The organism is Shinella zoogloeoides (assembly GCF_030733845.1).
Taxonomy (GTDB): Bacteria; Pseudomonadota; Alphaproteobacteria; order Rhizobiales; family Rhizobiaceae; genus Shinella; species Shinella zoogloeoides_C.
This window is the reverse complement of sequence record NZ_CP132311.1, coordinates 3,779,963-3,801,452: the sequence shown is the minus strand read 5'-3', so window position 1 is coordinate 3,801,452 and position 21,490 is coordinate 3,779,963. Positions and strand designations below refer to the sequence as shown.

22 protein-coding genes are annotated in these 21,490 nt (G+C 65.7%); 14 read left to right on the top strand and 8 right to left on the bottom strand.

Annotated elements, in window-relative coordinates; all coding sequences use genetic code 11:
• Positions 1–103: 103 nt before the first annotated feature.
• Both Q9316_RS19595 and Q9316_RS19590 read left to right on the top strand, forming a co-directional pair.
• A complete protein-coding gene (locus tag Q9316_RS19595; RefSeq protein ID WP_306033230.1) occupies positions 104–859 on the top strand; it encodes an IclR family transcriptional regulator in 756 nt (251 codons plus the stop codon).
• Between the two features lie 60 nt (positions 860–919).
• Positions 920–1,570 (top strand): sulfite oxidase-like oxidoreductase, encoded by a 651-nt coding sequence (locus Q9316_RS19590; protein WP_306033229.1) that lies wholly within the window; start codon positions 920–922, stop codon positions 1,568–1,570.
• Here the strand turns inward: Q9316_RS19590 and Q9316_RS19585 are convergent.
• Entirely contained in the window at positions 1,555–2,439 is an 885-nt protein-coding gene (locus Q9316_RS19585) for a helix-turn-helix domain-containing protein (protein ID WP_306033228.1), read from the bottom strand. The two genes, Q9316_RS19590 and Q9316_RS19585, sit on opposite strands and share 16 nt — an antisense overlap.
• Positions 2,440–2,557: 118 nt before the next feature.
• On the opposite strand from Q9316_RS19585, the gene pobA reads away from it, so the two are divergent.
• Positions 2,558–3,730 (top strand): 4-hydroxybenzoate 3-monooxygenase, encoded by a 1,173-nt coding sequence (pobA, locus tag Q9316_RS19580; RefSeq protein WP_306033227.1) that lies wholly within the window; start codon positions 2,558–2,560, stop codon positions 3,728–3,730.
• Here pobA and Q9316_RS19575 read toward each other — a convergent pair.
• Together Q9316_RS19575 and pcaQ are read right to left on the bottom strand one after the other, a co-directional pair.
• Entirely contained in the window at positions 3,724–4,590 is an 867-nt protein-coding gene (locus Q9316_RS19575) for a phosphotransferase family protein (protein WP_306033226.1), read from the bottom strand. The two genes, pobA and Q9316_RS19575, sit on opposite strands and share 7 nt — an antisense overlap.
• Positions 4,591–4,620: 30 nt before the next feature.
• Positions 4,621–5,544, bottom strand: coding sequence for a pca operon transcription factor PcaQ (pcaQ, locus tag Q9316_RS19570; RefSeq protein WP_306033225.1), 924 nt, complete (start codon positions 5,542–5,544; stop codon positions 4,621–4,623).
• Positions 5,545–5,640: 96 nt separating this feature from the next.
• Here pcaQ and pcaD point away from each other — a divergent pair, with 96 nt between their 5' ends.
• From pcaD to Q9316_RS19515, 11 genes are all read left to right on the top strand, one after another.
• Entirely contained in the window at positions 5,641–6,453 is an 813-nt protein-coding gene (gene pcaD, locus Q9316_RS19565) for a 3-oxoadipate enol-lactonase (protein ID WP_306033224.1), read from the top strand.
• Entirely contained in the window at positions 6,446–6,850 is a 405-nt protein-coding gene (pcaC, locus tag Q9316_RS19560; protein ID WP_306033223.1) for a 4-carboxymuconolactone decarboxylase, read from the top strand. Before pcaD ends, pcaC begins: the two co-directional genes overlap by 8 nt.
• A gap of 7 nt (positions 6,851–6,857) precedes the next feature.
• Positions 6,858–7,607, top strand: a complete 750-nt coding sequence (gene pcaH, locus Q9316_RS19555; RefSeq protein WP_306033222.1) for a protocatechuate 3,4-dioxygenase subunit beta — start codon at positions 6,858–6,860, stop codon at positions 7,605–7,607.
• Positions 7,607–8,221 carry a protocatechuate 3,4-dioxygenase subunit alpha gene (gene pcaG, locus Q9316_RS19550; RefSeq protein ID WP_306033221.1) on the top strand — a complete coding sequence of 205 codons (615 nt, stop codon included), beginning with the start codon at positions 7,607–7,609 and terminating at the stop codon, positions 8,219–8,221. The genes pcaH and pcaG overlap by 1 nt, the downstream gene beginning before the upstream one ends.
• A gap of 73 nt (positions 8,222–8,294) precedes the next feature.
• Positions 8,295–9,371: a 3-carboxy-cis,cis-muconate cycloisomerase gene (locus tag Q9316_RS19545; protein WP_306033220.1), complete on the top strand. Its 1,077-nt coding sequence runs from the start codon at positions 8,295–8,297 to the stop codon at positions 9,369–9,371.
• A 119-nt stretch (positions 9,372–9,490) separates the two neighbouring features.
• Positions 9,491–10,663, top strand: coding sequence for an ABC transporter substrate-binding protein (locus Q9316_RS19540; RefSeq protein WP_306033219.1), 1,173 nt, complete (start codon positions 9,491–9,493; stop codon positions 10,661–10,663).
• A gap of 224 nt (positions 10,664–10,887) precedes the next feature.
• The gene (locus Q9316_RS19535) at positions 10,888–11,751 is read left to right on the top strand and encodes a branched-chain amino acid ABC transporter permease (RefSeq protein WP_306033218.1); all 864 of its coding nucleotides are present in this window, start codon (positions 10,888–10,890) and stop codon (positions 11,749–11,751) included.
• Positions 11,751–12,758, top strand: coding sequence for a branched-chain amino acid ABC transporter permease (locus tag Q9316_RS19530; RefSeq protein WP_306033217.1), 1,008 nt, complete (start codon positions 11,751–11,753; stop codon positions 12,756–12,758). Before Q9316_RS19535 ends, Q9316_RS19530 begins: the two co-directional genes overlap by 1 nt.
• Positions 12,755–13,519 carry an ABC transporter ATP-binding protein gene (locus Q9316_RS19525; RefSeq protein ID WP_306033216.1) on the top strand — a complete coding sequence of 255 codons (765 nt, stop codon included), beginning with the start codon at positions 12,755–12,757 and terminating at the stop codon, positions 13,517–13,519. The genes Q9316_RS19530 and Q9316_RS19525 overlap by 4 nt, the downstream gene beginning before the upstream one ends.
• The gene (locus Q9316_RS19520) at positions 13,500–14,216 is read left to right on the top strand and encodes an ABC transporter ATP-binding protein (protein ID WP_306033215.1); all 717 of its coding nucleotides are present in this window, start codon (positions 13,500–13,502) and stop codon (positions 14,214–14,216) included. Before Q9316_RS19525 ends, Q9316_RS19520 begins: the two co-directional genes overlap by 20 nt.
• Before the next feature lie 98 nt (positions 14,217–14,314).
• Complete coding sequence (locus Q9316_RS19515; protein ID WP_306033214.1) at positions 14,315–14,491, top strand: hypothetical protein; 177 nt, start codon at positions 14,315–14,317, stop codon at positions 14,489–14,491.
• A 75-nt stretch (positions 14,492–14,566) separates the two neighbouring features.
• Here Q9316_RS19515 and Q9316_RS19510 read toward each other — a convergent pair whose 3' ends face one another.
• The 5 genes from Q9316_RS19510 to Q9316_RS19490 all read right to left on the bottom strand — a co-directional run bounded on the left by Q9316_RS19510 (position 14,567) and on the right by Q9316_RS19490 (position 21,373).
• The gene (locus Q9316_RS19510) at positions 14,567–15,526 is read right to left on the bottom strand and encodes a 2-hydroxyacid dehydrogenase (RefSeq protein WP_306033213.1); all 960 of its coding nucleotides are present in this window, start codon (positions 15,524–15,526) and stop codon (positions 14,567–14,569) included.
• Between the two features lie 11 nt (positions 15,527–15,537).
• Positions 15,538–17,172 (bottom strand): ABC transporter ATP-binding protein, encoded by a 1,635-nt coding sequence (locus tag Q9316_RS19505; protein ID WP_306033212.1) that lies wholly within the window; start codon positions 17,170–17,172, stop codon positions 15,538–15,540.
• Positions 17,169–18,308: an ABC transporter permease gene (locus Q9316_RS19500; protein WP_306033211.1), complete on the bottom strand. Its 1,140-nt coding sequence runs from the start codon at positions 18,306–18,308 to the stop codon at positions 17,169–17,171. The genes Q9316_RS19505 and Q9316_RS19500 overlap by 4 nt, the downstream gene beginning before the upstream one ends.
• Positions 18,308–19,384, bottom strand: a complete 1,077-nt coding sequence (locus Q9316_RS19495) for a microcin C ABC transporter permease YejB (protein ID WP_306033210.1) — start codon at positions 19,382–19,384, stop codon at positions 18,308–18,310. Before Q9316_RS19495 ends, Q9316_RS19500 begins: the two co-directional genes overlap by 1 nt.
• A 168-nt stretch (positions 19,385–19,552) precedes the next feature.
• Positions 19,553–21,373, bottom strand: coding sequence for an extracellular solute-binding protein (locus Q9316_RS19490; RefSeq protein ID WP_306035362.1), 1,821 nt, complete (start codon positions 21,371–21,373; stop codon positions 19,553–19,555).
• Positions 21,374–21,490: the final 117 nt, after the last annotated feature.

Below are 21,490 nucleotides of genomic sequence, written 5' to 3'. Positions count from 1 at the left end.
CCTAGAGGTAAATCCGAAGGGGGAAAGCGGCAATCCTGTTTGTGCGTTATTTGACTTTTGTTCAATATTCGCACAAAATGCACCGCGAGCTGGAGAGGGATGCATGCGCGAAACGGACTTCATCGGCGGGTTCGCCAAGGGGCTGAAGGTCATCGAGGCGTTCGGTGAGACGAAGCCGCGCCTCACCATCACCGATGTCTCGAAAGAAACCGGCCTCGACCGGGCGACGGCGCGGCGCTGCCTGCTGACACTCGCCGAACTCGGCTATGCCGCCTATGATGGGAAGTTCTTCGAGCTGACGCCGAGGATCCTCAGGCTTGGTCACGCCTATCTCTCGGCAACGCCCCTGCCGCTGGTGGTGCAACCCTATCTCGACCAGCTTTCCGAAACGGTCGGGCAAAGCGCGTCGGTTTCCGTGCTCGACGGGACGGAGATCGTCTATGTGGCGCGCGCTGCGCAGAAACGCGTCATGTCGATCAGCCTGATGCCCGGCTCGCGCCTGCCCGCCTATTGCGCCTCGATGGGCCGCGTGCTGCTGGCGGCCCTGCCGGAAGCCGAGGCGCGCGCCATTGTCGAAGCCTCAGACCGCAAGGCCAACACGCCCTTCACCAAGACCGACCCGGAGGCCCTGATGGCGGAGTTTTGTGAGGTGCGCCGGCAGGGTTATGCGCTGATCGACCAGGAGCTGGAAATCGGCCTGCGCTCCATCGCCGTTCCCCTGGAGAATGCGCGCGGCCGGGTGGTCGCCGCGCTCAATATCGGCGCGCCGGCCGCCCATGCGGCGGCCGAGGAGATGGTGGCGCGCTACCTGCCAGAAATGCGCGCGGTGCAGGCGGCGCTGCGGTCGCTGCTCGCCTGAGCGATCCTTGACAGACGGCAGGTCGCAGCCCCACCTTTTGCGCCGCAACAGGAGGCCGCCATGCGCGACGACGAGAGCAAGCTCACCCGCACCAAACGCCGCTGGGCGGACGAAGGAAAATTCCTGACGGGACGCGTTGCGCGGCCGGAGACCGACCGCCTGCCGCCCGGCCAGCATCTCGTGAAGGACTGGCCGGTGCTCGATCTCGGCCAGCAGCCGGTGATCCGCCCGGAAAACTGGCGGCTCGACGTAAAGGGCGGCGCGGAAAATCCCATGTCCTTCGGCTGGGCGGACTTCCTCGCCCTGCCGCAGAGCCGGAAACTCAGCGACATCCATTGCGTGACCACCTGGTCGCGCTACGACAACCACTGGGAGGGCGTTGCGACCCGCGACCTTCTCGACCGCGTGATGCCGCGGCCGGAAGCGAACTTCGTGATGCTGACGAGCTATGACGGCTACACGACCAACCTGCCGCTTTCCGATTTCGCCGCCGAGGACGCCATCCTTGCCACCCATTGGGAGGGCAGCCCGCTCTCCACCGAACATGGCGGGCCGATGCGGCTTGTCGTGCCCCATCTCTACTTCTGGAAGAGCGCCAAGTGGCTGACGCGCATCGATTTCCTGCCCGGCGACCAGGCGGGCTTCTGGGAGCGCAACGGCTACCACATGCGCGGTGACCCTTGGGCGGAGGAACGCTATTCCGACGACTGAGCGGCAAGCCGCGCCCGCTCGGCCAGCCGGAAGGCGCGCGGCGTCTCGCCCGTCTCGCGCAGGAAATAACGCGAGAAATAGGCGGGATCGGCAAAGCCGAGGCGAAGGCCGATTTCCTGCGCCGGCGTTTCGGTGAAGACCAGCTCGCGTCTTGCCTCGTCGACCAGCTTTCGGCCGATATAGGCATGGGCCGTCATGCCCGTCGCCGCCTTGACGATGCGGTTGAGGTGCGTCGGCGAGATGCCGAGTTCCTGCGCATAGAAGTTCGCCGGCTTCTGGCTGCGGAAATGCTGCTGGATGAGGCCATTCAGGTGCTCCATGCGCCGCGCCGTCTCGCCGGCGCCCTCGGCCGGATCGTTCCGGCTCCACAGCCGCGCCGTCAGCGCCAGCACGCAGGCCAGATAGGCCTCCATCAGGTCCGTGCGCCCGCTGCGCCGGCCCGTCCATTCGGCGGCGAGCCGTTCGAGCGTCGAGAGGACGAAGGCGCCGTCCGGATCGCCGGGATCGAGCGGCGTCACGCGCGGCTCCGCCGCAAAGCGCCGCGCCGCGCCGGCAAGGCGCAGGTGCGAGGCGAGCATGGTGAAGACGTAGCCGTCGATATCCCGTGAAAAACGGAAGCCGTGGCCGAGGGCCGGCGGCACCGTGACGACAGCGCTCGGCGAAAGCGTCAGCCGCTCGTTTCCGAACAGGGCGTCGCCCGATCCGGCGGAAATGTACAGGATCTGAAAAAAGCTTTCATGCCGGTGCACGCCGATCTCGTAGCGGTGCAGGCTGCTGCGTGACGGGATCGTTTCGCAGTGCAACCAGAAATCCGGCGCATTCCCGGTGCGCTCGCCGTAAAGCTCGTAGGTCGGGACGGTTCTGGTCATCTCGGCACCATCGGTTCGCAATGTTCGATTTGTACAATCCGTGGACCGTTTCGTCCATTGTCCGATACGGCCGTTCTCACCGACAATTTGCGAAATGCCAGTTCGGGGAGGATTTTTCATGCGTGTTCAGGTCGCCATCATCGGCTCGGGTCCGTCGGGGCTGCTGCTCGGCCAGTTGCTCGGCAATGCCGGCATCGAGACCGTCATCCTCGACCGGTCGAGCCGCGCACACATCCTCGGCCGCGTGCGTGCCGGCGTGCTGGAGGAAGGCACGGCCCGGCTGATGGACCAGGCCGGCGTCGGGGGCCGCATGCACCGGGAAGGCCTGCCGCATGACGGCTTTTCGCTCGCCTTCGACGGACGCGACCACCGCATCGACCTCTTCGACCTCACCGGCGGCAAGCGCGTCATGGTCTACGGCCAGACGGAGCTGACGCGCGACCTGATCGAGCAGCGCGAGACAGACGGAAGGCGAACTATCTACGAGGCGTCGCATGTGACGCCGCACGCCTTCGACGGGCAGGCGCCCTATGTCACCTACGAGAAGGATGGTGTGACGCACCGCATAGACTGCGATTTCATCGCCGGCTGCGACGGCTTCCATGGCGCGAGCCGCAAGGCCGTGCCTGACGGCGCGATCCGTACCTTCGAGAAGGTCTATCCGTTCGGCTGGCTCGGCGTCCTCGCCGAGGTGCCGCCCGTCAGCGACGAGCTGATCTATGCCAACCATCCGCGCGGCTTTGCGCTCTGCTCCATGCGCTCGCACAGCCGCAGCCGCTACTACATCCAGTGCGCGCTTGACGAGAAGATCGAGGACTGGTCGGATTCGCGCTTCTGGGACGAGCTGCGCCGCCGGCTGCCCTCACACCATGCCGAGGCGATGGTGACGGGGCCGAGCTTCGAGAAATCCGTCGCGCCGCTGCGCTCCTTCGTCGCCGAGCCGATGCGCTTCGGCCGGCTGTTCCTCGTCGGCGACGCCGCCCATATCGTGCCGCCGACCGGCGCCAAGGGACTGAACCTTGCGGCAAGCGACGTGCACTACCTTTTCGCCGGTCTCATGGAGCACTACCAGGACCGCTCGGATGCCGGCATCGACGCCTATTCTGCCCGGGCGCTCGCCCGAGTCTGGAAGGCGGTGCGCTTTTCCTGGTGGATGACGACCATGCTGCACCGCTTCCCCGGCACGGACGATTTCGACCAGAAGATCCAGGAGGCCGAGCTCGACTATCTCACCCATTCGCGCGCCGCCGAGACGGTGCTGGCGGAAAACTACGTCGGCCTGCCCTACTGACGCCCCGCCCAGGCGGCGACCGAGGCGATCATCGTCGCATGGTGCTCCGGCGTATCGGCCAGCGCCGCCAGCTCCCAGAGGCGGTGCACGCCGGTCAGGAGATGAATGCGGGCGCGGTCGAGCGGGCGGCCGGTCAGCTGCTCGTAGCTGTCGACGATGCGCGCGGTGAGGTCCGGGTCGATGAAGTTGGAATAGATGAAATCCTGATGCAGCGGCCCGAAGCCGGAATCGGCGAAATCGTAGACGCCGTTGAGGCGGCCTGCCGCATGGTCGAAGGCCATGTTCCAGCCGTGGCCGTCGAAGAAACCGTAGGTCTCGCCATGCGGATCGGGCGGCAGAGCGCGCCAGTCGGCAATGGTCTTCCTGGCAAAGGCGTGCAGTTCTTCCGGCAGGAGCGGCAGGGCCTTTGCCGCGATATCATCGGCCCCCAGCCAGCGCTCGACGGGCCGGGCACCCGCCCGCGCCATCGCGGTGCGGTCAAGCGCATGAAGCTCCGCATGGAAGCGGGCCATGGCCGCGCCCAATGCCTGCCGCGCCGGCTCGGGCAATGCCTGATACTGCGCCGTTTCCAGATGTTCGCCGGGGATGATCGCGTGTTCGGAAAAGAGCGGCGTTCCGTCATGCAGGCGAAGGTCGGGAACGCGCATCGAAAGATGCGGGCGGACGGCGGCCAGGATGGAGGCCTCGCGGCGCAAGGCCTGCTCCGCCTCCTCGCCCTGCGGAAACTTGAAGACGAGACGGTCGTCCACCGCGACGGCACGCGAATGCCAGCCGCCCGGCAGCGGGCGGAACGCGGCATCGGCAAGCTCGGGATGAACGGCGAGAATCGCGGCACGGGAAAGGTCGGGTTCGCTGGCCATGGCCTGTCGTAGCGAAAGGACCGGCGGCACTCAAGCCGCCGGAGACACCTTGCCGGCCACCTCGCGGATCGTCTGCATGAGGATGGCGAGCGGCATGGAGGGCACGGCGTCGGTGCGCATGGTGAGGCCGACCGGGCCTTTCGTCTCACCCGTATCGACCGGAAGCGCGGCGAGCTTACCCTCCATGATGTCAGCCGCGACGACCCCTTCGGAGATGATCCAGATCGCATCGCTTTCGCGCACGAAGGCGCGGCCGAACGCGTCGGAGACGGTCTCGATCTGGTTCGGCAGGCCGGCAATGCCGTTGGTGATCAGGAAGCGCTCGACGAAGGGGCGGATGATCGAGGCGCGCGTCGGCATCAGCACGGGATAGGCGTCGAGCCCGGCAAAGGCCGAGCCGCCAGAGAGCAGCGGATGGCCGGCGCGCACGCAGAAGACGACCTTTTCCGAATAGAGATGCTCGAAGGAGAAGCCCGCCATCTTCTCCGGCGCGGCGAGGCGCCCGACGACGAGGTCGAGGTCGCCGACGCGCAGCTGCTCCAGCAGCACGGCATTTTCCCCGGTGACGATCTTGATCCGCGCGCCGGTGCCCTCTTGCAGAAACAGCATCATCGCCCTCGGCATGATGCGCGTGGAAACGGTCGGCAGGGCGCCGATGCGGATCGGCGGGGCATCGCCGGAGAGCGCCTGCGAGATGGAATCGAAACCCTGGCGCAGCGCCGTCAGCGTCGCGCCGGCATGTTTCAGGAACACCTCGCCGTAGCGAGTAATCCTGATGCCGCGGCCGTCGCGCTCGAAGACGGCGACGCCCAGTACCTCCTCCAGTTCGCGGATCGTCTTGGTCACGGCCGGCTGGCTGACATGCAGCAGCTCGGCCGCCTTCATCACGCTCTTCTGGCGCGCCACCTCGACAAAGGTTTGCAGATGGCGGAACTTGATACGGCTGTCGATCACGGCTTTTCATAACCCTCAAGTTAACGAAACGGCATGAAATATCATTTTACCTAACCAGATCAAACGATCAATCTGCAAGGACGGGAGGAGAGAGCCGTGCAATTCGCAACTGTCAACGACGTCATCCTGCATCACCAACTGATCGGCGGCCCGGCCGGCCGGCCGGTGATCGTCTTTGCCAATTCGCTCGGCACCGACTTCCGAATCTGGCGCGACGTCGTCGTGCGCCTTGCCGGCGATTTCCCGATCATAACCTATGACAAGCGCGGCCATGGCCTCTCCGATCTCGGCCAGGTGCCCTATTCCATCGACGACCATGTGCTCGACCTCGCCGCCCTGCTCGACCGGCTCGCCGTGAAGGATGCGGTCATCTGCGGCCTTTCGGTCGGCGGCATGATTGCGCAGGGGCTGGCATCGAAGCGCCCGGACCTCGTGAAGGGGCTCGTGCTCTGCGACACGGCGCACAAGATCGGCACCACGGAGATGTGGAACGCCCGCATCGAGAGCATCGAGGCGAAGGGCATCGAGAGCCTTGCCGACGCCGTGATGGAGCGCTGGTTCACCCCGGCCTTCCGTCGGCCGGAGAATGCCGCCTATCACGGCTACCGCAACATGCTGACGCGCCAGTCCGCCGTCGGCTATACCGCGACCTGCGCGGCGCTGCGCGATGCGGACCTCACCGAAGAGACGAAGCGCCTTTCCGTGCCGACGCTCTGCGTCGTCGGCGACCAGGACGGCTCGACGCCGCCCGACCTCGTGCTCTCCATGGCAAGGCTGATTGCCGGCGCGCGCTACGAGGTCATCAAGGATGCCGGGCACATTCCCTGCGTCGAGCAGCCGGAAATCCTCACCGAGATGATCCGCGCCTTCATCGCCACCCTACCTGCCGGAGACGAGCCCCATGGCTGATGCCCATACCTTTTCCGACCGCTACCGCCAGGGCATGATGACCCGCCGGGCGGTGCTCGGCGACAGCCATGTCGACCGCGCCTCCTCCACCGCCACCCCTTTCGACCAGCCCTTCCAGGAGCTGATCACCGAGGGCGCCTGGGGCACGGTCTGGTCGCGGCCCGGCTGGACGAAGCGCGAGCGCTCCATCGTGACGATCGCGCTGCTCGCCGCGCTCGGCCATGACGAGGAGGTGGCAATGCATGTGCGCGCGACCGTCAATACCGGCGCGAGCCGCGAGGACATCGCCGAGGCGCTCTTGCATGTGGCGATCTATGCGGGCGTGCCGGCGGCCAACCGGGCGATCAAGGTCGCCAAGCATGTTTTCGAGGAGCTGGACGCGGAACAGGCGGCCTGAGGCAGAAATGACGGACCTTTCCAACAAGAAGCCCGAGACGGGCGCCTTCTTCTCCCGTGACCGGCTCTGGCACCCGCCGGGGCTTACCCCCGGCTACAAGACCTCCGTGCTGCGCTCGCCGCAAAAGGCGCTGCTGTCGCTCGACGGCACCATTTCCGAGATCACCGGCCCGGTCTTCGGCCATTCCATCCTGGGCGAACTCGACAACGACCTGATCCACAATTTCGCGAAAGCGGGCGAAAGCGCCATCGGCGAGCGCATCATCGTGCATGGGCGCGTGCTGGACGAGCGGGCGCGGCCGGTGCCGGGCGCGCTGCTCGAATTCTGGCAGGCCAATGCCGGCGGGCGCTACCGCCACAAGAAGGAAAGCTACCTCGCCCCGCTCGATCCCAATTTCGGCGGCTGCGGGCGCACCATCACGGACGAGGACGGCTGCTACGCGTTCCGCACCGTCAAGCCAGGCCCCTATCCCTGGTCGAACGGCGTCAACGACTGGCGCCCGGCGCATATCCACTTCTCCGTCTTCGGCCACGGCTTTGCCCAGCGGCTGATCACGCAGATGTATTTCGAGGGCGACCCGATGATCTGGAAATGTCCCATCGTGCAGACGATCCCGGACAAGGCGGCGATCGAGCAACTGGTCGCGGCGCTCGACTGGGGCAACACGATCCCCATGGATGCGCGCGCCTACAAGTTCGACATCGTGCTGCGCGGCCGCCGCTCGACGCTGTTCGAAAACCGGATGGAGGGCAACTGATGGTCCAGCCGCTCGGTTACCTCAAGGAAAGCGCCTCGCAGACCGCGGGTCCCTACGTCCATATCGGCCTGACGCCGAATTTCTCCGGCATAGGCGGCGTCTATGGCGGCGATCTTGGCGCGACGATGGTGGGCGACAAGACGCTCGGCCGGCGCATCACGATCACCGGCCGCGTGCTCGACGGCACCGGCACGCCGCTGAAGGACGCGCTGATCGAAATCTGGCAGGCGGATGCGGCCGGCCTCTACAACAGCCCTTCGGAGCTGCGCGGCAGCGCCGATCCGAATTTTTTAGGCTGGGGTCGCTGCCCCACCCATGGCGAGACCGGCGAATACCGTTTCGAGACGATCAAGCCGGGCCGTGTGCCCTTCCGGGACGGCCGGCCGATGGCGCCGCACATCTCGTTCTGGGTCGTCGCCCGCGGCATCAATCTCGGCCTCAACACGCGGATGTATTTCGGCGACGAGGAGGCCGCCAATGCGGAGGATCCGGTGCTGGCGCGCATCGAGCACCGCGTGCGCGTGCCGACGCTGATCGCACCCATGGATGGCGATACCTATCGCTTCGACATCCATTTGCAGGGCGAGAAGGAGACGGTGTTCTTCGATATTTGAGGCAGCGTGTCCGGCGATGGCCTATAGTGGGCTTTCCGCCCGCCAGACCACCGCCCCCGCGAAAGAGCGCCCCATGACCGTTTCGCCCTTCGATCATCCCTATCTCTCCGGCCTCCTCGGCGACGAGGAGGTGGCGTCGCTGTTTTCCGCCGCCGCCGAGCTCGAAGCCATGCTGGCCTTCGAGGTGGCGCTGGCGAAGGCGGAAGCGATCGAGGGGTTGATACCGCCCGCCGCCGCTCGCGCCATCGAGAGCGCAGCACATCGTTTCTCGCCCGATGTCGCAAGCCTGCGCGAAGCCACGGCCCGCGACGGCGTGGTGGTGCCGGACCTCGTGCGCCAACTGCGGGCGGCCGTCGGCGAGCCGCACGCCATGCACCTGCATTTCGGCGCGACCAGCCAGGACGTCATCGACAGCGGCCTGATGCTCCGTCTTTCCCGCGCATTGCCCATGCTCGAAGACCGGTTGGAAAGGCTGATCGGCTATCTGATGGGTCTCTCGGTCCGCTTCGAGGGCCGGCGGCTGGTGGGGCGCACGCGCATGCAGGCGGCAATCCCGATCACGGTGGCCGACCGGCTCCTCTCCTGGCGTTCGCCCTTGGAACGCCATGTCGAACGGTTGGAGATATTCACGCTGGAGGGTCTTGCCGTGCAGTTCGGCGGCGCGGCCGGCACGCTGGACAAGCTGGGCGGCAAGGCCGAGACCGTGCGCGCCGCGCTTGCCGACGAACTCGGCCTTGCCGATACGCCGCAATGGCACAGCCAGCGCGACCGCATCATGGAACTGGCAGGCCTTCTGGCCGCCGTCACCGGCAGCCTCGGCAAGATCGGCCAGGACATCGCCCTGATGGCCGACCGCGGCGGCGAGATCGTGCTTTCCGGCGGCGGCGGCTCCTCGGCCATGCCGCACAAGCAGAACCCCGTCGCGGCGGAAGCGCTGGTGACGCTCGCCCGCTTCAACGCCGCGCAGCTCGGCGGGCTGGCGCAGGCGGCGGTGCACGAACAGGAGCGTTCCGGCACCGCCTGGACGCTGGAATGGCTGATCCTGCCGCAGATGGTGGTCGCCTGCGGCGCGGCGCTTCGCCTCGCCGGCATGCTGCTGTCCTCCATAGAGCAGCTCGGCACGGATTCACCCATTTCACATAATCCTTAAGTTATGAAAGTGGCCGATATTTTCATTTTACATCACCGTTTCATCTGGCAATCTGACAAAACACCAGTCTGGACGAAGACCGGGCGCCGGCGGGAGACCGGCCTTTCAGGGAGGAAGACATGAAGAAATTTGCGATCGCGGCCTTTGCCGCCGCACTGATGGCCGGCGCTGCCCATGCCGATACGATCAAGGTCGGCGTCGTCGGGCCGTTCTCCGGCCCCTTCGCGTTGCAGGGCAAGAACTTCAAGGCGGGCATCGACGCCTATATGGCGCTCAACGGCAACACGGTCGGCGACGACACGATCGAGATCATCTACCGCGACATCCCGACGGCCGACCCGGCGCAGTCCAAAGCGCTCTCGCAGGAACTCGTCGTGAAGGAAGGCGTGCAATATCTCGCCGGCTTCTACTTCACACCCGACGCCATGGCCGCAACGCCGCTCCTCGAACAGGCCAACGTGCCGATGGTGGTGATGAACGCGGCGACCTCGGCCATCGTCACCAAGAGCCCCTATGTGGTGCGCACCTCCTTCACCACCTGGCAGACCTCGACGCCGATCGCCAAGGTCGCCTTCGACGGCGGCACGAAGAAGGTCATCTCCGTCGTCAGCGACTACGGCCCCGGCGTCGATGCGGAAGCCGCCTTCAAGGCGGGCTTCGAGGCGGCCGGCGGCGAGATCGTCGAGGCGATCCGCATGCCGCTCCAGACCAACGACTTCTCGCCGATCATGCAGAGCATCAAGGATTCGAGCGCCGAAGGCGTCTTCGCCTTCCTGCCCTCGGGCCCGACGACGCTCGGCTTCGTCAAGGCCTTCAACGAGAACGGCCTCAAGGATGCCGGCATCAAGTTCTTCGCGCCCGGCGACCTGACGCAGGAATCCGACCTGCCGGCCCTCGGCGAGGCGGCGCTCGGCCTTCAGACCACCTTCCACTATGCGGTCTCGCATGATTCCGCGGAGAACAAAAAATTCGTCGAGGCCGCAGCCAAGGCGATCGGCAATCCGGCCGAACTCTCCTTCCCGTCGGTCGGCGCCTATGACGGCATGCATGTCATCTACAAGATGATCGAGGCGACCGGCGGCGAGCAGGATGCGGCAAAGGCCGTCGAGGCCGTGAAGGGCCTTTCCTGGGAAAGCCCGCGCGGACCCGTCACGATCGATCCGGAAAGCCGCCATATCACGCAGAACATCTACCTGCGCGAAGTGGCAAAGGCCGAGGACGGGACCTATTACAACAAGGAGATCCAGACCTTCGAGAAGCAGGGCGATCCGGGCCTTGCGGCGGCGAAGTAAGGCGGCTTTCTTCGGCGGCGTGCCGTGCGGGTGGATCCTCGGGTCGAGCCCGAGGATGACGAAAGAAGCGGGGAGCGGGTGGATCACGGCGACCGCACCTCATGCCGATAGACGGGAAGCACTTTTCTCCCCTCCGTCATCCTCGGGCTCGACCCGAGGATCCACTCACCCGCACGCCACACACGAATGAACGGCCGCAAGCCCCGGCGATACAGGACAGGAACATGCAAACGGTCTTCAGCATCGGTGTCGATGCCCTTGCCTATGGCATGGTGCTCTTTGTCATCTCCATCGGCCTTTCGGTGACGATGGGGCTGATGCGGGTCGTCAACCTGGCGCATGGCGCCTTCGCCATGATCGGCGGCTACATCGCCTCCTATGCGGCGCGCGACCTCGGCCTTGCCTATGCGCTCGCCGTCCTCATCGCCATCTTCGGCACGATCCTCATCGCCATTCCGGTCGAACGCTTCCTCTACCGCCGCATCTACGGCCAGCCGGAGCTGACGCAGGTGCTGATGACCATCGGCATCACCTTCTGCATCATCGGCATCGCCAACTATGTCTTCGGCCCGACGCTGAAGACCATTCCGACGCCGGAGACGCTGCGCCAGTCCGTCAGCCTCGGCTTCCGCACCGTCTCGGCGCACCGGCTGTTCGTCATCGCCTGCGGAGTCGCGGTGGCGCTGGGCCTCTGGTACTTCATCGAGCGCACCGCCTTCGGCGTGAAGCTGCGCGCGGCCGTCGACAATGCGGCCATGGCCGCCGCCCTCGGCGTGAAGACGCAGGTCGTCTACGCCGTCAGCTTCGCCGTCGCGGTCGGCCTTGCCGCCTTCGGCGGCGTCGTCGGCGCCGAACTGCTGCCGATCGAGCCCTATTACGCATTGCGCTACATGGTGACCTTCCTCGTCGTCGTCTCCGTCGGCGGGGCCGGCTCCATTCCCGGCGCGCTCGCCGCCTGCCTGTTGCTCGGCGCCATCGACACGACGGGACGCTACCTGATGCCGGAATTCGGCGAATTCTTCTTCTATCTCGCGGTCATCGCCATCGTCTGGATCTTTCCGCGCGGCCTTGCCGGAAGGGCCAAGTGATGGCGCTCGCAACCGATTCCGAAACGATCTCTGCCGCCGGCGACCGCCGCGCCCGGCTGACGCGCGACGCCCTCGGCGTCCTCGTCATACTCGCCGCAGCGGCCCTCGGTTACTTCCTCTTCCCGAACAATCTGGCGCTGCTCACCCGTATCACCGCCATCGCGCTGCTGGTGCTCTCGCTCGACCTCGTCACCGGCTATTGCGGCGTGGCGACGCTCGGCCATGCAGCCCTCTTCGGCGCCGGGGCCTATGGCGCGGGCATTGCGGCGGCGCATTTCGGCATCACCGACCCGATCGCCATGCTCGCCGTCGGCATCGTAGTAGGCGCGCTTGCCGGCCTCGTTTCGGGCGTCGTCGTGCTGCGCGCACACGGCCTGCCACAACTCGTGTTGTCCATCGCCATCATCCACCTCGCGCATGAAGCCGCCAACAAGGCTTCCGGCTGGACCGGCGGCAGCGACGGCCTTGCCGGCATCATGCCGGACGCCGTCTTCGGCATCTGGCAGTTCGACCTGTGGGGCCGCACCGCCTATGTCTTCGGCATCGTGCTGCTCGTCGCCGCCTTCGTCGTGCTGCGCCAGATCGTGCGTTCGCCCTTTGGCATGCTCTGCCGCGGCATCAAGCAGGATCCGGTGCGCATCCGCGCGATGGGCGGCTCGGTGCAGGGCACGCTGATCAAGATGTATGCGATCTCGGGCGCCGTCGCCGGCGCGGGCGGAGCGCTCAACGCCATCTCGACGCAGGTCGTCGGCCTCGACAGCCTGTCCTTCACGCTGTCGGCCGAAGCCCTCGTCATGCTGGTGCTCGGCGGCACCGGCTCGCTCTACGGCGCGCTGATCGGCACCCTCGCCTTCCTGTGGTTCGAGGACGTCGTCTCGGCGGCCAACCCGTTCCACTGGCTCACCATCGTCGGCGCGCTCCTGATCGCCGTCGTGCTCTTCGCGCCGAAAGGGCTCTACGGCTCGCTCGCCGCCTTTTACGAACGCCGCGGAAGGAAGGGCAAATGAGCGCGATCTTCGACGTCCGCAACCTCAAGAAGATGTTCGGCGGCCTCGCCGTCACCAACGACGTCTCGCTTTCCATGGCCCCCGGCGACCGGGTCGCGCTGATCGGCCCGAACGGCGCCGGCAAGACGACCTTCGTCAACCTCGTCACCGGCAATATCATGCCGAATTCCGGCAGCGTGACGCTGGGCGGCGAGGACGTGACGCGTCTCGGGCCGATGGAGCGCGTGCGCCGCGGCCTCGTGCGCTCCTTCCAGGTGACGCGGCTCTTCTCCGAGATGACGCCGGAGGAGCATGTCGCGCTCGCCATCCTGCAGCGCGAGGGGCGCTCGGGGAAGATGTTCTCTAGCCACCGCGCCATGCCCGACGTGATGGACGAGGGGCATGCGCTGCTGGCGCGGCTCGGTATCGCGTCGCTCGCCCGCCACAGGGTCAGCGAGATCGCCTATGGCCAGCAGCGCCTGCTGGAACTGGCTTTGGCACTCGCCCTCAAGCCGAAGGTGCTGCTGCTCGACGAGCCGGCGGCCGGCGTGCCGCAGAGCGACACGGCGCGCATCGAGCAGGCCATCGCCGACCTGCCGGCGGACCTTGCCGTGCTGATGATCGAGCACGACATGGACCTCGTCTTCCGCTTCGCCAAGCGTGTCATCGTGCTGGCGGCGGGCGAGATCATCTTTGACGGATCGCCTGATGCCGTGACCAGGGACGACCGCGTCCGCCAGGCCTATCTCGGGAGCTATGCCGATGCCCGCAGCGTCGCTTGAAATCTCCGGCCTTTGCGCCGGCTACGGGCCGACACGCGTGCTCGAGGACATTTCATTTTCCGCCGGGGCCGGCCGGCGCCTTGCCGTGCTCGGCCGCAACGGCATGGGCAAGTCCACGCTGTTCGCCACGCTCGCCGGCCAGACGAAACGCTATGGCGGCGAGATCCGCCTCGGCGGCACGGCGATCGAAGGCATCGACAGCTCCTCGCGCGCGCTGAAGGGCCTCGGCTACGTGCCGCAGTCGCGCGACGTCTTCCCGACGCTGACAGTCGAGGAAAATCTCTTCGTCGGGTTGAAGGCGCGGCCGCGCGCGTCGATCGAGGAAGCCTATGCCATGTTCCCGCGCCTCAAGGAGCGGCGCAGGAACCTCGGCTCGCAGCTTTCCGGCGGCGAACAGCAGATGCTGACGACGGCGCGCACCATTCTCGGCCAGCCCTCCGTGCTGCTGCTCGACGAGCCGCTGGAGGGCCTCGCCCCGGTCATCTGCGAGGAGCTGATGGCCGCCTTCGGCACGCTCGCCGCCTCAGGCGAGATGACGATCCTGCTGGTGGAGCAGCGCATCCAGAGCGCGCTCGACTTCGCCGACGAGGTGATCATCCTCGAACGCGGCCGCATCGCCTGGACGGGCACGCCCGCGGCGCTCGCCGCCGACCAGCAGACGGTGGAAACCCTGCTCGGCGTCGGCGGCCTGCACTGAGCCTGTTCCCGGCGGAACAGCGGCGGGCGGGTCGATGTGAGACCTTCTGATCACCGGACGAGAGAGGCTCGTCCCCACCAAATGATCAGGAGAGACCCATGCGCAAGTTCATCATTTCCGCCGCCATCGCCGCCGTCGCCGCCCTTTCCTTCGCAGCCCCCTCGCAGGCCGGCTACTACAGCTACGGCTACAAGCCGCACTGCTTCATCAAGAAGGTGAAGTCCTACGATTACTACGGCAATGTCGTGATCAAGAAGATCAAGGTCTGCAAGTAAGCCGCCCCCGACTGACCTCCCCGAAGGCCCGGATGTCCCTGCATCCGGGTCTTTCGCTTGCGGCAGCGATGCGGATCAATAGCCCGCGCCGCGGTCCACCAGATGCTCCAGCGGCTTGCCGCTTTCCAGCCGCTCGATCTGCCCGGCGACGTGGCGGAAGAGCGCGGCGACATCGGAGGCGGCGGAGGCGTGGGGCGTCATGAAGACCTTGTCCATCGACCAGAACGGGCTTTCGAGCGGCAGCGGCTCCTGCTCGAAGACATCGAGCGAGGCGCCGCGCAGCGTGCCGTCGTTGATCGAGGCGACAATATCGGCCTCCACCTGGCTGCCGCCGCGGCCGGCATTGATGAAGACGGGCGCGCCGAGCGGCCCCTTCCGGCTGAGGCGGGAGAAGAGGCCGGTATTGTAAAGGCCCCTCGTATCGGGCGTCAGCGGCAGGAGGCCGACGAGGATGTCGGTCCTGCCGAGGAAGGCATCGAGGCCCTTTTCGTCATAAACCTCGAAACCCTCGACCTTGCGGCCGCTCTTCGACCAGCCGATAACGTTGAAGCCGAGCGTCCTGAGCTTTGCCGCCGAATCCTGCCCGAGCACGCCGAAGCCCATGATGCCGACTGTGAGTTCCGCGGCCTCCGGCTGGTCGAGTTCGCGCCAGACGCGCTTTTGCCGCTGCGCCTCGTAGGCGTGGTACTGACGCAGGTGCAGGAGGCACTGCATGACCACCCATTCGCTCATGCGCGTCGTCAGCGTGTGGTCGACGAACCGGACGAGCGGCACGTCCGGCAGGCCCGGCAGCGTCAGCACATGATCGACGCCCGCACCGCCGGAAAAGACCACCTTGAGGTCCTTCGCCCGCGAGAAGAGGTCCGCCCCCGGCTTCCAGACCACGGCATAGTCGATGCCCGAGAGGTCGCGATTGCGGCTCGCCGGATGCAGCAGGTTGATCACCTCGCGATCCGGGAAAGCGCCCTTGAGCGCGGCGGCGACCTGCTCCTGGTCGAACTTCAGATCGATGATGACGGGGCTTTTCGCCGACATGCTGTTTCCTGTTACTGGCTGATCGTCTCGCTGCGAACGGCTTCGAGATTGAAGGCGGCGGCCATCAGGGCCCTGGTATAGGCCTCGCCCGGCCGCTCGATGACATCCTTCGCCGGCCCCTTCTCGACCACGCGCCCTCCGCGCATGACGATGATATCGTTGGCCAGCGCCCGGACGACCTTGAGGTCGTGGCTGATGAAGAGATAGGCGAGATTGTGCTTTGCCTGCAGGTCGCGCAGGAGCTCGACCACCTGCGCCTGCACGCTCATGTCGAGCGCCGATGTCGGCTCGTCCAGCATGACGAATTCGGGTTTCAGCACCATGGCGCGGGCGATCGCGATGCGCTGACGCTGGCCGCCGGAAAATTCATGCGGGTAGCGCCAGCGGGTCGCCGGATCGAGGCCGGTCTCCTCCAGCGCGGAGGCGACGCGGTGGTCGCGCTCGGCGTCGGAAAGCGACGGCTCGTGGATCTTCAGGCCTTCCGCGACGATATCTGCCACCGACATGCGCGGCGACAGCGAGCCGAAGGGATCCTGGAAGACGATCTGCATGCGCCGGCGTAGCGGCCGCATCTCGGCGAAGCTGTGGCCGGCAATGTCCTGCCCGACGAAGGCGATGCGGCCTTTCGAGGAGATGAGCCGCGTCAGCGCGAGGCCGAGCGTCGTCTTGCCCGAACCGGATTCGCCGACGACGCCGAGCGTGTGGCCGGCGCGCAGTTTCAGGTCGATGCCGTCGACTGCCTTCACATGATCGACGACGCGGCGCAGGAACCCCGCCTTGATCGGGAACCAGACCTTGACGTCCTCGGCTTCCATGACGACGGGCTGGCTGTCATCGGCCGGGCGCGGCCGGCCCTTCGGCTCGGAGGCGAGCAGGTGGCGGGTATAGGCGTGCTGCGGGTTGGTGAAGATCGCCTCGACCGGGCCGGTCTCGACGATCTTGCCCTTGGTCATCACGCAGACCCGGTCGGCGAACTTGCGCACGATGCCGAGGTCGTGGGTGATGAAGAGCATGGACATGCCGTGCTCTTCCTTGAGGGTCTTCAGCAGTTCGAGGATCTGCGCCTGCACGGTGACGTCGAGCGCCGTCGTCGGCTCGTCGGCGATCAGGAGTTCCGGGCGGTTGGCGAGCGCCATGGCGATCATGACGCGCTGGCGCTGGCCGCCGGACAGCTCGTGCGGATAGGCCGCGAGGCGCTTTTCCGGCTCGCGGATGCCGACCTGGTTCAGCAGTTCCAGGGTTTTGGCGCGCGCGGCAGGGCCCTCGATATCCTGGTGCAGCTTGAGGATCTCGCCGATCTGCCGCTCGATGGAGTGCAGCGGGTTGAGCGAGGTCATCGGCTCCTGGAAGATCATGGTGATGTCGTTGCCGCGCACCGCGCGCAGGTCCGCATCCGACGCCTTCAGGAGGTCCTTGCCGTTGAAGACGATTTCGCCCGAGGGATGGCTCGCCGCCGGATAGGGCAGGAGCTTCAGGATCGAGTTCGCCGTCACCGACTTGCCGGAGCCCGATTCGCCGACGAGCGCGACGACCTCGCCGCGGCGGATGTCGAAGGAGACGCGATCGACGGCCAGCGACGTGTTGCCGCCCTGGTGGAAGGCGACCGAGAGGTCGCGCACGGAAAGGATGGTTTCGGGAGCGCTCACCGGAAGGTCTTCCTCGGATCGAAGGCGTCACGCGTCGCTTCGCCGACGAAGATCAGCAGTGACAGCATGAGGGACATGACGGCGAAGGCGGTGAGGCCGAGCCACGGCGCCTGAAGGTTCTCCTTGCCCTGCGCGATCAATTCACCCAGCGAGGGCGAGCCGGGCGGCATGCCGAAGCCGAGGAAATCGAGCGAGGTCAGCGTGGTGATCGAGCCGGAGAGGATGAAGGGCAGGAAGGTGAGCGTGGCGACCATCGCGTTCGGCAGGAGGTGCCGGTACATGATCGTGACGTTGCCGACGCCGAGCGCGCGCGCCGCCCTGACATATTCGAAATTGCGGGCGCGCAGGAATTCTGCGCGCACCACGCCGACGAAGCCGACCCAGGAGAAGAGCAGCATGATGGAAAGCAGGATCCAGAAGCCGGGCGGCAGGATGGCGGCGATGATGAGCAGGATGTAGAGCACCGGCATCGAGGACCAGATCTCGATGAAACGCTGCATCAGAAGATCGGTCCAGCCGCCGAAATAGCCCTGGATGGCGCCCGCCGTCACGCCGACGACGGCAGAGGCGATGGTGAGCGCCAGGCCGAACAGCACCGAGATGCGGAAACCGTAGATGACGCGGGCGAGCACGTCGCGCGCCTGGTCGTCCGTGCCGAGCCAGTTGAGGTTGCTCCAGTTGCAGTTGGGGTCCGCCGCGCCGTTCGGATAGCCGGCGCAGCGCTCCTCCCCGGACATCAGCCAGAAGGGTTTCGTCGGGGCGGAATGCGGGATGTTGGAATTGGTCGAGCTGTAGGAATAGCGGATTGGCGGCCAGATCATCCAGCCGTTCGCCTCGATCTCCTCCGTGATGAAATCGGAGCGGTAGTCGGTCTCGGCGAGGAACCCGCCGAACTTCTCCTCCGGATAGTCGATGACGACGGGGAAGAGCAGCTCGCCCTTGTAGGAGGCGAGGATCGGCCGGTCGTTGGCGATGCATTCGGCAAAGAGGCTGAGCACGAAGATGACGAGGAAGATCCAGAGCGACCAGTAGCCGCGCCGGTTCGCCTTGAAATTCTCCCAGCGCCGCAGGTTGGTCGGCGAGAGCAGGCCCTTGCGAGGCGGGGCGACCGGTTTGATATCCGTGACCGCGCTCATCACACGTCCCTCCGCTCGAAGTCGATGCGCGGATCGACCCAGGTGTAGATGAGGTCGGAGACGAGGGAGACGACGAGGCCCATCAGCGAGAAGATGAAGAGCGTCGCGAAGACGATGGGATAGTCGCGCCGCACGATGGAATCATAGCCGAGGCGGCCGAGGCCATCGAGCGAGAAGATGTATTCGATCAGCAGCGAGCCGGTGAAGAAGGCGGAGATGAAGGCGCCGGGGAAGCCGGCGATGATGATCAGCATGGCGTTGCGGAAGACGTGGCCGTAGAGCACCTGCGTCTCGGTGAGGCCCTTCGCGCGGGCGGTGGTGACGTACTGCTTCTTGATCTCGTCGATGAAGGAGTTCTTCGTGAGCAGCGTCGTGGTGGCGAAGGCGGACAGGAGCAGCGTGATCAGCGGCAGCGTCATGTGCCACATGTAGTCGAGCGGCTTCTGCCACCAGGCGAGGCTGTCGAAATTGTCCGAGACGATGCCGCGCAGCGGAAACCAGTCGAGGAAGGACCCGCCGGCGAAGAGCACGATCAGGAGGATGCCGAAGAGGAAGCTCGGCACCGCGTAGCCGACGATGATGACGCCGGAGGTCCACACGTCGAAGGCCGAGCCGTCATGCACCGCCTTGCGGATGCCGAGCGGGATGGAGATGGCGTAGGAAAAGACGAGGATCCACACGCCGAGCGAGATGGAGACCGGCATCTTCTGGGCGATGAGATCGACCACGGAGACGTTGCGGAAGAAGCTCTCGCCGAAATCGAAGCGCATATAGTCCCACATCATCGTGAAGAAGCGCTCGAGCGGCGGCTTGTCGAAGCCGAACTGCTTTTCCAGCTTGGCGATGAATTCCGGATCGAGGCCGCGCGCGCCGCGATAGGCGCTGTCCTGCCCAACCTCCTGCAGCATGTCGCCGCCGCCCGAGAGCCGGTCGCCGCCGCCCTGGCTGGTGAGGTCGGAAATGACCTGCTCGACCGGGCCGCCCGGCGCGAACTGCACGATCGCGAAGGAAATCGCCATGATGCCGAAGATCGTCGGGATCATCAGCAGGATGCGGCGCAGGATATAGGCGCCCATCAGCAGCTACCCGCCACAGCCCGTTGCCGGTCTTCCCGTTCTGGCGCAGTCCCGTCGCTCAAGCCCAACCCTTCCGTTGTTCCGCCGCCATGGCGCGGCGGTGATTCGTCACCGCTATATGGAGCCGAGGACGCCGCACGGCGCAAGCCCCGGCTCATTTGACCAATGTCACTTGGCCGCGTTCTTCGACCACCAGACATCCGGGAAACCGAGGCCGTAATAGGGCAGTTCCTGCGGGCGGGCGAGGTGCTTCCAGTAGGCGACCTGCACCGACTTGGAATAGAACATCGGCACGAGATAGTGATGGGCCAGCAGCACGCGGTCGAGCGCATGGGTGGTCGCCACCAGTTCATCGCGGTTCGGGGCGAAGATGATCCTGCGGATCAGTTCGTCGATCGCCGGATCGGCGATGCCGGCATAGTTGCGCGAGCCCTGCTGGTCGACCGAGGAGGAACCCCAATAGTCGATCTGCTCGTTGCCCGGCACCAGCGACTGCGCCCAGATGCCGTAGATCATGTCATAGTCGAAGCTGCGCACGCGGTTGGTGTATTGCGAGGCATCGACCGTGCGGATGCGGGCATCGATGCCGATATCGGTCAGGCTCTTGATATAGGGCAGGACCGTGCGCTCCTGCGACGGGTTGGACAGGAGGATCTCGATGCCGAAGGGCTCGCCGGTCTTCACGTTGACCAGCTTCCTGTTCTTCAATTCGTAGCCCGCTTCCTTGAAGAGCGTCATGGCCTTGCGCAGGTTCTCACGCGCCTTCTTGGCATCGCCGGCCACGGGATTGGTGTAGGGCGTGGTGAAGACGGCGGGCGGAACCTTGTCCTTCAACTCTTCCAGGATCTCCTTCTCGCGGCCCTCCGGCAGGCCTGAGGAGGCAAGCTCGGTGCCCCAGAAGTAGCTGTCGATGCGGTTGAGCCGGCCGAAGGAGAGATTGCGGTTGAGGCTCTCGAAATCGTAGGCGTAGTTCAGCGCCTCGCGCACCCGCTGGTCTTTGAACTTCTCCCGGCGCAGGTTCGGCACGAAGGCCTGCATGATGCCGGTGGCGCGCAGCGGGTTCTCGATCTCCTCGCGCACGACGCGGCCGTCCTTCGCGGCCGGGAAATCATAGGCCGTCATCCAGTGGCTGGAGCTGTTGTCGCGGTAGAAATCGACATTGCCGGCGCGGAACGCCTCGAATTCCACGTTCCTGTCGCCGAAGAACGTATAGGTGATCGCACCGAAATTGTTCTGGCCGACATTCACGTTGAGGTCCTTGCCCCAGTAGTCGTCACGCCGCTCGAAGCGGATCGAGCCGCCCGCCTGGAAGGACGCGATCCTGTACGGCCCGGAACCCATGACCGGCTCCAGTGTCGTGCGGCCGATATCGCGCTTGTTGCCCTTCGCATCCGTCCCTTCCCACCAATGCTTCGGCACGATCTGGAACTGGCCGAGAATGTTGGGAAGCTCCTGGTTGTTCTTCTCGTCGAAACGGAAGGTGACGTCGCGCTCGCCGGTCTTTTCCGCCGAAACGACATGCCGGTAATAGTTGGCGAGGAGCGGATTGTGTTCCTTCGACTTCTCGAAGGAGAAGATCACGTCCTCGGGCGTCACCGGCTGGCCGTCCGCCCATTTCGCCTCTGCCCGCAGGCGGAAGGTCGCGGAGGAGATGTCGTCAGGATAGGAAACGCCTTCGGCCAGCAGGCCGTAGGAGGCGGTGATCTCGTCCTCGGCGGATTTCAGCAGCGTGTCGAAGACGAGGGATGCGACGCCGGTTGCCGGCTGGCCCTTGGAAAGGATGGGGTTGAACGTGTCGTAGGTACCGGTTTCGGACAGTTTCAGCTCGCCGCCTTTCGGCGCGTCGGGATTGACATAGTCGAAATGCGCAAAGCCGTCGGGACGCTTCAATTCGCCGATGGTGGAAATGCCGGTGCGCCAGACCGGCTCCTCGGCCTTCGCACCGGCCGCGACCGCCAGCGAGAGGGCGAGCGCCGTGGTGAACACCATTTTTCCGAAGGCTGCATGCATGCCAATTCCCTTTCGTATCCTTTGCCGAAGCATGGCTGAGAGAATAGGCAAAATCCGGGCAATTGACAGGCCTGCCATCAAAGCGGCGGTTTTTAC

Bases quoted from the DNA above. Each gene is read 5' to 3' on its own strand.
- Q9316_RS19590 (WP_306033229.1), top strand. From the start codon at position 920: ATGCGCGACGACGAGAGCAAGCTCACCCGCACCAAACGCCGCTGGGCG.
- Q9316_RS19490 (WP_306035362.1), bottom strand. From the start codon at position 21,373: ATGGTGTTCACCACGGCGCTCGCCCTCTCGCTGGCGGTCGCGGCCGGT.
- Q9316_RS19575 (WP_306033226.1), bottom strand. From the start codon at position 4,590: ATGGCCAGCGAACCCGACCTTTCCCGTGCCGCGATTCTCGCCGTTCAT.
- pobA (WP_306033227.1), top strand. From the start codon at position 2,558: ATGCGTGTTCAGGTCGCCATCATCGGCTCGGGTCCGTCGGGGCTGCTG.
- pcaG (WP_306033221.1), top strand. From the start codon at position 7,607: ATGGTCCAGCCGCTCGGTTACCTCAAGGAAAGCGCCTCGCAGACCGCG.
- Q9316_RS19500 (WP_306033211.1), bottom strand. From the start codon at position 18,308: ATGAGCGCGGTCACGGATATCAAACCGGTCGCCCCGCCTCGCAAGGGC.
- Q9316_RS19510 (WP_306033213.1), bottom strand. From the start codon at position 15,526: ATGTCGGCGAAAAGCCCCGTCATCATCGATCTGAAGTTCGACCAGGAG.
- Q9316_RS19595 (WP_306033230.1), top strand. From the start codon at position 104: ATGCGCGAAACGGACTTCATCGGCGGGTTCGCCAAGGGGCTGAAGGTC.
- Q9316_RS19495 (WP_306033210.1), bottom strand. From the start codon at position 19,384: ATGGGCGCCTATATCCTGCGCCGCATCCTGCTGATGATCCCGACGATC.
- Q9316_RS19515 (WP_306033214.1), top strand. From the start codon at position 14,315: ATGCGCAAGTTCATCATTTCCGCCGCCATCGCCGCCGTCGCCGCCCTT.
- Q9316_RS19545 (WP_306033220.1), top strand. From the start codon at position 8,295: ATGACCGTTTCGCCCTTCGATCATCCCTATCTCTCCGGCCTCCTCGGC.
- Q9316_RS19540 (WP_306033219.1), top strand. From the start codon at position 9,491: ATGAAGAAATTTGCGATCGCGGCCTTTGCCGCCGCACTGATGGCCGGC.
- Q9316_RS19525 (WP_306033216.1), top strand. From the start codon at position 12,755: ATGAGCGCGATCTTCGACGTCCGCAACCTCAAGAAGATGTTCGGCGGC.
- Q9316_RS19535 (WP_306033218.1), top strand. From the start codon at position 10,888: ATGCAAACGGTCTTCAGCATCGGTGTCGATGCCCTTGCCTATGGCATG.
- pcaH (WP_306033222.1), top strand. From the start codon at position 6,858: ATGACGGACCTTTCCAACAAGAAGCCCGAGACGGGCGCCTTCTTCTCC.
- Q9316_RS19530 (WP_306033217.1), top strand. From the start codon at position 11,751: ATGGCGCTCGCAACCGATTCCGAAACGATCTCTGCCGCCGGCGACCGC.
- Q9316_RS19585 (WP_306033228.1), bottom strand. From the start codon at position 2,439: ATGACCAGAACCGTCCCGACCTACGAGCTTTACGGCGAGCGCACCGGG.
- Q9316_RS19520 (WP_306033215.1), top strand. From the start codon at position 13,500: ATGCCCGCAGCGTCGCTTGAAATCTCCGGCCTTTGCGCCGGCTACGGG.
- pcaC (WP_306033223.1), top strand. From the start codon at position 6,446: ATGGCTGATGCCCATACCTTTTCCGACCGCTACCGCCAGGGCATGATG.